Here is a 9,612-nt window from a genome sequence, read left to right on the forward strand (position 1 = left end):
GGCCCGCGTGCTTGTGACCGACGGCCCCCGCCCCGCCGCCGAGGCCATGGCGGGCGCACCCACCCTGACCGTTGCCCCGCCCCCCGTCACCGTGGCCCGCGTGACCGGCGCGGGCGACTGCTTCCTGGCCGCGCATCTTGCCGCCGAACTGGCAGGCCAGCCGCGCGAGGCCGCCCTGCATCGCGCGGCAGAGGCCGCCGCCGCCCATGTTTCCGGAAAGGACGTTCCATGACCGCCCCTCTCACCTTCTCGCCCGAAGTCCAGGACGCCCTGTCAGCGGGCGCGCCGGTCGTCGCGCTGGAATCGACGATCATCACCCACGGGATGCCCTATCCGCAGAACCTGGACATGGCGCGGCAGGTGGAACAGGTGATCCGCGACAATGGCGCGGTGCCCGCCACCATCGCCGTGATGGGCGGCCGGATCCATGTCGGGCTGACGGATGAGGCGCTGGAAACCCTGGCGCAGACGCCCCCGGACCAAGCGATGAAGCTGTCGCGCGCCGATCTGGCCGTATGCCTCGCCAATGGCCGCACGGGGGCCACTACGGTCGCGGCGACAATGATCTGCGCCCATCTGGCGGGCATCCGCGTCTTTGCGACCGGCGGCATCGGCGGCGTGCATCGCGGGGCGGAAACCAGCTTCGACATTTCCGCCGACCTGCAGGAACTGGCCCAGACCCCGGTCACGGTCGTCGCGGCGGGGGCCAAGGCGATCCTGGACCTGCCCAAGACCTGGGAGGTGCTGGAAACCCTGGGCGTTCCCGTGATCGCCTATGGCCAGGACGACCTGCCTGCCTTCTGGTCGCGCGCCAGCGGCATCAAGGCCCCCCTGCGCATGGACAGCGCGGACCAGATCGCCGCCGCCGCCACCATGCGCGCGCGCCTTGGCCTAAAGGGCGGGCAACTGGTCGCCAACCCCATCCCGCAGGACGCCGAGATCACCGCCGACGTGATCGGCCCTGTTATCGAACAGGCCCTGTCCGAAGCCGAGGCCCGCCGCATCGCCGCCAAGGAGGTCACGCCCTTCCTGCTGCAACGCATCTTCGAGTTGACCGAGGGCCGGTCGCTGGCATCCAACATCGCCCTGGTCCTGAACAACGCCCGCCTGGGGGCGCAGATCGCCATCGCAATGACCCGTTGACCGCCCTGCCCGTCCTGCCGTAAGGCTGGGCGCGTGCGCGGCTGGCGGAATTGGTAGACGCAGTTGGTTTAGGTCCAACCGCTTCGGCGTGGGGGTTCGAGTCCCTCGCCGCGCACCAGCAGAAGGCCCCGTGGCGACCGACGGTCCGTCGCGTCACATTGATTTGTTCATCCTTCGTACCTGCCTTGACTTTTGACCGTCCGGTCAGCAAAATCGCGCTTGTACCTATCTATAGACAGGCAGCAGGAGGGTCTTATGAACATCGACCTTTCGCGGCGCGGCTTTTTCAAGCTGGCGGGCGCGGGGGTTGCGGCAACGTCGCTTGGGGCCATGGGCTTCGGCGAGGCCGAGGCGGCGGAACAGGCGCATGTGCGCGCCTTCAAGCTGGCCACGACCACGGAAACGCGCAACACCTGTCCCTATTGCTCGGTCGCCTGCGGGATCATTATGTATTCCAAGGGCGACGTGAAGGCCGGCGAAACCGCCGAACTGATCCATATCGAGGGCGACGCGGACCATCCGACGAACCGCGGCACGCTGTGCCCCAAGGGCGCGGCGCTGAAGGATTTCGTCAAGGCGCCGACGCGCCTGACCAAGCCGCGCTATCGCGCCGCAGGTGCCAGCGAACTCCAGGACATCACCTGGGACGAGGCGCTGGACAAGATCGCCCGCGCGATGAAGGACGACCGCGACGCCAACTTCATCCAGACGAACGAGGCGGGCGTGCCCGTCAACCGCTGGACGACGACCGGCTTCCTGGCGGCATCGGCAACCACGAACGAAACCGCATGGCTGACCTACAAGACGGTCCGGTCCATGGGAATCGTCGGATTCGATAACCAGGCGCGCGTCTGACACGGCCCCACGGTGTCCAGTTTGGGCCCGACATTTGGCCGTGGAGCGATGACCAACTCCTGGACCGATATCAAGAACACCGACCTCGTGGTCGTCATGGGCGGCAATGCCGCCGAAGCGCACCCGTGCGGCTTCAAATGGGTGACCGAGGCCAAGGCGCATCGCGGCGCCAAGCTGATCGTGGTCGATCCGCGCTATACCCGCACCGCATCGGTGTCGGATTACTATGCGCCGATCCGTCCGGGCAGCGACATCGTCTTCCTGATGGGCGTGATCCGCTGGTGCATCGAGAACGACAAGGTGCAGTGGGATTACGTCCGCAGCTTCACCAACGCTTCCTTCCTGGTGAAGGACGAGTTCGGCTGGTCCGACGGCCTGTTCACCGGCTATGACGAGGAAAAGCGCGACTACGACAAGTCCTCCTGGGACTACAAGATGGGCCCGGACGGCTTTGTCCAGACCGACCCGACGCTTCAGGATCCGCGCTGCGTGTGGAACCTGCTGAAAGCGCATGTCGATGCCTACACGCCCGAGATGGTGGAACGCGTCTGCGGCACGCCCAAGGAAAAGTTCCTTGATATCTGCGGGATGATCGGCGAATGCTCGACGCCGACCAAGACCATGACCTCGATGTATGCGCTTGGCTGGACCCAGCATTCCAAGGGCGCGCAGAACATCCGCGGCATGGCGATGCTGCAGCTGATCCTGGGCAATATCGGCGTCCGGGGCGGCGGGATGAACGCGTTGCGCGGGCATTCCAACATCCAGGGCCTGACCGACATCGGCCTGATGTCGAACCTGATCCCCGGATACCTGAACATCCCGACGGAAAAGGAAGCGGACTGGGCGACCTACATGTCCACCCGCGCCTTCAAGCCGATCGTGCCGGGCCAGATGAGCTATTGGCAGAACTACTCCAAGTTCATGGTCAGCTTCATGAAGGCCATGTGGGGGGATGCCGCCACGGCGGAAAACGACTGGGCCTATCACTATCTGCCCAAGCTCGACGTGCCCGCCTATGACGGAATGCGCATGTTCGAGCTGATGAACCATGGCAAGGTGAACCTGTATTTCTGCCAGGGCTTCAACCCGATCCTGTCCTTCCCCAACCGGGGCAAGATGACGCAGGCGTTTTCCAAGCTGAAGATGCTGGTGGTCATGGATCCGCTGGCCACGGAAACCTCGCATTTCTGGGAAAACCACGGCATCCACAACGACGTGGACACCGCGGCCATCCAGACCGAGGTTCTGGAACTGCCCACCACCTGCTTTGCCGAGGACGAAGGCGCGCTGGTGAACTCGGGCCGGTGGCTGCAATGGCACTGGGCGGGGGCGACCCCTCCGGGCGAGGCCAAGCACGACACCTGGATCATGGCGCAGATCTTCCAGCGGGTGAAAAAGCTGTACCAGGAAGAAGGCGGGGTCTTCCCCGACCCGATCCTGAACCTGACCTGGGACTATGCCGACCCGGACGAACCCATGCCCGACGAACTGGCGCGGGAAATGAACGGCCGCGCGCTGTCCACGGTCTATGACCTCAAGGACACGACCAAGGTCTTGGCCGAGGCCGGGCAGCAACTGGCGAACTTCGGCCAGTACCGCGACGACGGCTCGACCATGGGCGGCTGCTGGATCTATGCCGGCAGCTGGACCGAGGACGGCAACATGATGGCGCGGCGGGACAACACCGACCCGGGCGACACCGGCGCCTTCCTCAACTGGTCCTTCGCATGGCCCGCGAACCGGCGGATCCTGTACAACCGCGCGTCCTGCGACCTGCAGGGCAAGCCCTGGGATCCGTCGCGCAAGATCATCGAATGGACGGGCGAGAAGTGGGAAGGCTATGACGTGCCCGACATCGCGGTCACGGCCAAGCCGGGCGAGGTCGGTCCCTTCATCATGAACCCCGAAGGCGTGTCGCGCCTGTTCAGCCGGGGCATGATGCGGGACGGTCCCTTCCCCACCCACATGGAGCCGTTCGAGGCGCCCATCGCCAACGTGTTCAACCCCAAGATGCGGGGCAACCCGGTGGCGCGGGTCTTTGAATCCGACGCGAACCAGTTCGCCGCCATCGGGGATCCCGAGTTCCCGTTGGTCGCGACCTCGTATCGCCTGACCGAGCATTTCCACTATTGGACCAAGCACAACCCGGTGAATGCCGTGTTGCAGCCCGAGTTCTTCGTGGAGATCAGCGAGGAACTGGCGGCCGAGCGCGGCATCGAACGGGGCGGTCGCGTCCGCGTCTGGTCCAAGCGCGGCGAGGTCTGGGCCAAGGCCCTGGTGACCAAGCGGATCCGGCCGATGCAGATCGACGGCAAGACCGTCCATGTGATCGGTATCCCGCTGCACTGGGGCTTCATGGGCGCGGCGCGCAAGGGCTTCGGCCCGAACAGCCTGTCCTCTCAGGTCGGCGACGCGAACGTGGAAACGCCTGAATTCAAGGCCTTCATGGTCAATATCGAACCCTCAGCCGAGGAGCCGGTGGCATGAGCGAGACCGCGCCCCAACCCAAGACGGCGGCCGCGAACCCGCCGGTCCAGCCCATCGGGTCGAACCTGCTGCCCTCCGACGTGGTCCGCATCTCGGCCACCAAGGACGTGCCGCAGCCCACGCGGCAACTGGAAAAGGTCGCCAAGCTGATCGACGTCAGCAAGTGCATCGGCTGCAAGGCCTGCCAGTCGGCCTGCATCGAGTGGAACGACACCAAGCCCGAGGTCGAGGAAAACGTGGGGGTTTACGAGAACCCCCACGACTTGACGCCGAACATGTTCACCCTGATGCGCTTTACCGAATGGGTGAACCCGGAAACCGACAACCTGGAATGGCTGATCCGCAAGGACGGCTGCATGCATTGCGAGGATCCGGGCTGCCTCAAGGCCTGCCCGGCGCCCGGCGCCATCGTGCAGTATTCCAACGGCATCGTCGATTTCATCCATGAAAACTGCATCGGCTGCGGCTATTGCGTGACCGGCTGCCCCTTCGACATCCCGCGCATCAGCAAGGTCGATCACAAGAGCTACAAATGCACCTTGTGTTCCGACCGGGTGGCCGTGGGCCAGGGCCCGGCCTGCGCCAAGGCCTGCCCCACGCAGGCGATCGTCTTCGGCACCAAGGAGGACATGATCGCCCATGCCAACGAACGGGTCGAGGATCTGAAGTCGCGCGGCTATGCCAATGCCGGGATCTATGATCCGGCGGGCGTCGGCGGCACGCATGTCTTCTATGTGCTGCATCATGCGGACAAGCCGTCGATCTATGACGGGTTGCCGGATGAACCGCGCATCTCGCCGGTGGTGGAAGGCTGGAAAGGCGTGACCAAGACGGCCGGTCTGGCGGTCATGGGCGTGGCCGCCGTCGGCGCCGCGATCCACGGCATCTTCGCCCGCGCCAACAAGGTTGACGCGCACGAGGAGCAGGAGGCCGAGAAGCTGGTCCGGTCCGCCAATGACGGAGAAAATGTCTGATGGCGCGTCCTATCTATGCCGAGCCGGGCGACCGGATCGAATCCGTCAAGCCGGTGACGGTCAGCCGTTACCGGGGCTTCATCCGCGCGAACCACTGGATCACGGCGCTGTCGCTGATCCTGCTGCTGGTCTCGGGCCTCGCGTTCTTCCACCCGTCACTGTATTTCCTGACCGGGCTGTTCGGCGGCGGGCAGAACGCGCGCTGGCTGCACCCGATCATCGGCGTGGTGCTGTTCGTCAGCTTCATGGTCATGTTCATCCAGTTGTGGCGGCTGAACCTGCCCACGCCGGACGACAAGGCCTGGCTGTCCCAGATCGGCGACGTGGTGAAGGGCAACGAGGAAAACCTGCCCGAGCTTGGCAAGTACAACGCGGGCCAGAAGTTCATCTTCTGGGGCATGACGCTGCTGATCGTGGTGCTGATCGTCACGGGCGTGATGATCTGGGAACAGTTCTTCGGCGAACTGGTCACGATCCCCACCCGGCGCATCGCGGTGCTGACCCACGCGCTTGCGGCGGTGGCGATCATCCTGGTCTTCATCCTGCACGTCTATGCGGCCTTCTGGACGCGCGGCACGCTGCGGGCGATGACCCGGGGCACCGTCACCGGCGGGTGGGCCTATCGCCACCACCGCAAATGGCTGCGCGAACTGGCTGGACGCCGCACGCGCGGCCCGGCAGAATAGCCCCCAGAAAAAGTGGCCGGTCCGGCCCGGAGACGTGATGAACACCACCATCCAACCCGACCCTTCGGTCATCGGCGGCGTCCCCGTGGCGCCGCTGGCTTTTTTGCCCGACCCGGCGGCGGTCTTTGACAAGCGCGCCGGGCGCTTCGCCTTTCTGGCGGATCACGGCGGCAACCTGGCGCCCTATCTGCGGTTCCTGGGCGACCTGACGGCGTTGCAGGCGCGGCTGGCGCGGGAACTGCCTGCGGTGACGCCCTTGCCGCCCGAGCGCATCCGCATCGCCCGCGAAAGCCGGATGCCCCCCATCGACCGCGCCGCCCTGGCTGCGGACGAGGGGATGCACGCCACGCTGGACCGTTTCCTGGCCGAGGCTGCGGCGCTGGAGATGCCTGAACCCGCGCGCCTCGCCCTGTCGGCGGTGACGGCGGCGGGCATTGCCGACCGGCATTGGCTGCTGGACAACATCCTGTCCGACCGCATCCCCGAAGACAGCGCCGCCCCGCACCTGTTCGTGGGCGCCGCCGTGCAGCTGCACCTGGCGCGGCTGGCGGCCACCCTGGACGCCAAGGAACTGGTCAAGATCAGGACCGGCACCTGCCCCACCTGCGGCGGGCGTCCGGCGACCTCATCGGTCATGGGCGCGGCGGGCATCGAAAGCACCCGCTATGCCACCTGCGGCTGCTGCGCGACGCAGTGGAACGAGGTCCGGGTCGTCTGCCTCTGCTGCGGCTCGAACGCCGCCATCAGCTATCGCAGCGTCGAAACGGACGAGGCGACGGTCAAGGCGGAACTCTGCGGAGACTGCAATTCCTGGGTCAAGATCCTGTATCAGGTCAAGAACCCCAGCCTGGAGCCCATCGCCGATGACGTGTCCAGCCTGGGCCTGGACATGCTGATGAAAGACACGCCCTTCAAGCGCGGCGGCTTCAACCCCTTTATCGCGGGGTATTGATGGCGGGGTTCCGCGCCCTGCCCTCGGTCGATCAGGTTCTGCTGTCCCCCATTGGCCGGGCGCTGATCGACAGCCATGGCCGCGCGGCGGTGACAACTGCCCTGCGCGCCCGGCTGGACGCCGCCCGCACCGCGATCAAGGGCGGCGCGGATGGCGAGGCCGAGGCCGCGCGCCTGCCGCATCTGCTGGCCGCCGACCTGGCCGCCGCCGCGCAATCCCGGCTGCGCCCCATGCTGAACCTGACCGGCACGGTCCTGCACACCAACCTGGGCCGCGCGATCCTGGCGGACGAGGCCATCGCCGCCGCCTCCGCCGCCATGGCCGCGCCGCTGGCGCTGGAATTCGACCTGGACACCGGCGGGCGCGGGCAGCGCGACGACCACCTGCGCGGGCTGCTCTGCGAGTTGACCGGGGCCGAGGACGCCACGATCGTCAACAACAATGCCGCCGCCGTGCTGATCGCGCTGAACACATTCGGCCAGGGGCGGCAGGCCATCGTGTCGCGCGGCGAGCTGATCGAGATCGGCGGCGCCTTCCGGATGCCCGACATCATGGCCCGCGCGGGCGCGCATCTGGTCGAGGTGGGGACGACCAACCGCACCCATCCGCGCGACTACGAAGCCGCGATCACGGACCAGACGGGCCTGATCCTCAAGGTCCATACCTCGAACTACCGGATCGAGGGCTTCACCGCCGAAGTCCCTGCACCCCAACTGGCGCAGATCGCGCGACAGGCGGGCGTGGTGCTGCTGAACGACTTGGGGTCTGGCTCGCTGGTCGATCTGGCGGCTTACGGTCTACGCCGTGAACCCACCGTGGCCGAGGCGGTGGCCGAGGGCGCGGACCTCATCACCTTCTCGGGCGACAAGCTGCTGGGCGGGCCGCAGGCGGGCTTCATCGTCGGCCGCCGCGACCTGATCGCGCAGATCAACCGCAACCCCTTGAAGCGCGCGCTGCGCCTGGACAAGATCCGCATCGCGGCGCTGGAGGCCACCTTGCGCCTTTACCGCGACCCCGACCGGCTGGCCCTACGCCTGCCCACGCTGCGCCACCTGTCGCGCCCGCAGGCCGACATCGCCGCGCAGGCCGCGCGCTTGGCCCCCCAAGTGGCCGCGCTGCTGACGGGCTACAGCGTTGCCGCGACCGACTGCGCCAGCCAGATCGGATCCGGATCGCTGCCGACCGACACCATCCCCTCCGCCGGGCTGCGCATCACGGGCGCGGGCGGCGATGCGCCCGACCGGCTGGCGGCGCGTCTGCGGACGCTGCCCTGCCCTGTGGTTGGTCATATCAAGGACGGCGCGCTGATCCTCGACCTGCGCACGCTGGACCGGGACGCCGACCTGCTGGAGGCGCTGTCGGCATGATCGTCGGCACGGCGGGGCATATCGACCACGGCAAGACCGCGCTGGTCAAGGCGCTGACCGGCACCGACGCCGACCGCCTGGCCGAGGAAAAGGCCCGCGGCATCACCATCGACCTGGGCTTTGCCTATGCCGACCTGGGCGGGGGGGCGATCACCGGCTTTGTCGATGTGCCGGGCCATGAACGGCTGATCCACACCATGCTGGCGGGCGCGGGCGGCATCGACCTGGCGTTGCTGGTGGTGGCCGCCGACGATGGCGTGATGCCGCAGACGCGGGAACATGTGGCGATCCTGGACCTGCTGGGCATCGGGCGCGGCATCGTGGCGCTGACCAAGGCCGACTTGGCCGATGCGGCGCGGCGCGAGGCGGTTGCCGCCGAGATCCGCGCGGCGCTCTCGGGCACCGCCCTGGCGGATGCACCGATCCTGCCGGTGTCGTCCCTGACCGGCGAGGGCATCGACGCCCTGCGCGCCGCCCTGATCGCCGCCGAGGCCGAGACGACCGCCCGCCATGCCGACGGTCCCATGCGCCTGGCCGTGGACCGCAGCTTCACCCTGTCGGGCGCGGGCACCGTCGTCACCGGGACGGTGCTGACCGGGCGTGTCGCGGTGGGCGATCCCGTCATTGTCAGCCCCGACGGCCTGCCCGCCCGCGTGCGCGCCATCCATGCCCAGAACCGCCCCGCGACCGAGGGCCTCGCGGGCCAGCGCTGTGCCCTGAACCTCGCGGGCGAGGCGATCAGCAAGGACGCCATCCATCGCGGCGACGTGGTGCTGACCCCCGCCCTGCACGCCCCGACCGAACGGATCGACGCCTGGCTGACCGTGCTGCCCACTGAGCCGAAGCCCATCGGCACCTGGTTCCCCGCCCGCCTGCACAGCCACGCGGTCGAGGCCGGGGCGCGCATCGTGCCGCTGTCCGACCCCATCCAGCCGGGCGGCAGCGGCCCGGTGCAGATCGTGCTGGACCGCCCCATCGCGGCAGCCGTCCATGACCGCTTCATCCTGCGCGATGTCTCGGCCAGCCGGACCATCGGCGGCGGGCGCCTGCTGGACCTGCGCGCCCCGGCCCGCAAGCGCCGCACGCCGGAACGGCTGGCGCTGATCGGGGCCGCCCGCGCCACCGATCCCGGCGCCGCGCTGGCC

The 9,612-nt window shown here is 67.7% G+C and carries 9 protein-coding genes and 1 tRNA gene; all 10 read left to right on the plus strand.

Translation table 11 applies throughout. From position 1 onward, the window contains the following. On the plus strand, nucleotides 1-232 hold a 232-nt coding region (locus JX613_RS19215), incomplete at its 5' end, for a PfkB family carbohydrate kinase (protein ID WP_237168747.1). After that, the gene (locus JX613_RS19220; protein ID WP_207103085.1) at nucleotides 229-1,143 is read left to right on the plus strand and encodes a pseudouridine-5'-phosphate glycosidase; all 915 of its coding nucleotides are present in this window, start codon (nucleotides 229-231) and stop codon (nucleotides 1,141-1,143) included. The genes JX613_RS19215 and JX613_RS19220, both read left to right, overlap by 4 nt. A gap of 35 nt (nucleotides 1,144-1,178) precedes the next feature. Further along, nucleotides 1,179-1,261 (plus strand) — tRNA-Leu (locus JX613_RS19225). A gap of 137 nt (nucleotides 1,262-1,398) precedes the next feature. Further along, on the plus strand, nucleotides 1,399-1,998 hold the full coding sequence (locus JX613_RS20495) for a molybdopterin-binding domain-containing protein (RefSeq protein ID WP_207103086.1): 600 nt from the start codon (nucleotides 1,399-1,401) through the stop codon (nucleotides 1,996-1,998). A 12-nt stretch (nucleotides 1,999-2,010) separates the two neighbouring features. After that, a complete protein-coding gene (fdnG, locus tag JX613_RS19235) occupies nucleotides 2,011-4,488 on the plus strand; it encodes a formate dehydrogenase-N subunit alpha (protein ID WP_207103087.1) in 2,478 nt (825 codons plus the stop codon). Then, nucleotides 4,485-5,462 (plus strand): formate dehydrogenase subunit beta, encoded by a 978-nt coding sequence (gene fdxH, locus JX613_RS19240; RefSeq protein ID WP_207103088.1) that lies wholly within the window; start codon nucleotides 4,485-4,487, stop codon nucleotides 5,460-5,462. The genes fdnG and fdxH overlap by 4 nt, the downstream gene beginning before the upstream one ends. Further along, the gene (locus JX613_RS19245; RefSeq protein ID WP_207103089.1) at nucleotides 5,462-6,148 is read left to right on the plus strand and encodes a formate dehydrogenase subunit gamma; all 687 of its coding nucleotides are present in this window, start codon (nucleotides 5,462-5,464) and stop codon (nucleotides 6,146-6,148) included. Before fdxH ends, JX613_RS19245 begins: the two co-directional genes overlap by 1 nt. A 37-nt stretch (nucleotides 6,149-6,185) precedes the next feature. Further along, nucleotides 6,186-7,100, plus strand: coding sequence for a formate dehydrogenase accessory protein FdhE (gene fdhE / locus JX613_RS19250; protein WP_207103090.1), 915 nt, complete (start codon nucleotides 6,186-6,188; stop codon nucleotides 7,098-7,100). Next, nucleotides 7,100-8,467: an L-seryl-tRNA(Sec) selenium transferase gene (gene selA / locus JX613_RS19255; protein WP_207103091.1), complete on the plus strand. Its 1,368-nt coding sequence runs from the start codon at nucleotides 7,100-7,102 to the stop codon at nucleotides 8,465-8,467. The genes fdhE and selA overlap by 1 nt, the downstream gene beginning before the upstream one ends. After that, nucleotides 8,464-9,612 (plus strand): selenocysteine-specific translation elongation factor (gene selB, locus JX613_RS19260; protein ID WP_207103092.1); only part of this gene is annotated, 1,149 nt, incomplete at its 3' end. The genes selA and selB, both read left to right, overlap by 4 nt.

Origin of the sequence: Paracoccus shandongensis, assembly GCF_017315735.1 — a bacterium.
Lineage (GTDB): Bacteria > Pseudomonadota > Alphaproteobacteria > Rhodobacterales > Rhodobacteraceae > Paracoccus > Paracoccus shandongensis.

Excerpts from the sequence above, each read along its gene's own strand:
- JX613_RS19220 (WP_207103085.1), top strand. The coding sequence starts at position 229 with ATGACCGCCCCTCTCACCTTCTCGCCCGAAGTCCAGGACGCCCTGTCA.
- JX613_RS20495 (WP_207103086.1), top strand. The coding sequence starts at position 1,399 with ATGAACATCGACCTTTCGCGGCGCGGCTTTTTCAAGCTGGCGGGCGCG.
- fdxH (WP_207103088.1), top strand. The coding sequence starts at position 4,485 with ATGAGCGAGACCGCGCCCCAACCCAAGACGGCGGCCGCGAACCCGCCG.
- JX613_RS19245 (WP_207103089.1), top strand. The coding sequence starts at position 5,462 with ATGGCGCGTCCTATCTATGCCGAGCCGGGCGACCGGATCGAATCCGTC.
- fdhE (WP_207103090.1), top strand. The coding sequence starts at position 6,186 with ATGAACACCACCATCCAACCCGACCCTTCGGTCATCGGCGGCGTCCCC.
- selA (WP_207103091.1), top strand. The coding sequence starts at position 7,100 with ATGGCGGGGTTCCGCGCCCTGCCCTCGGTCGATCAGGTTCTGCTGTCC.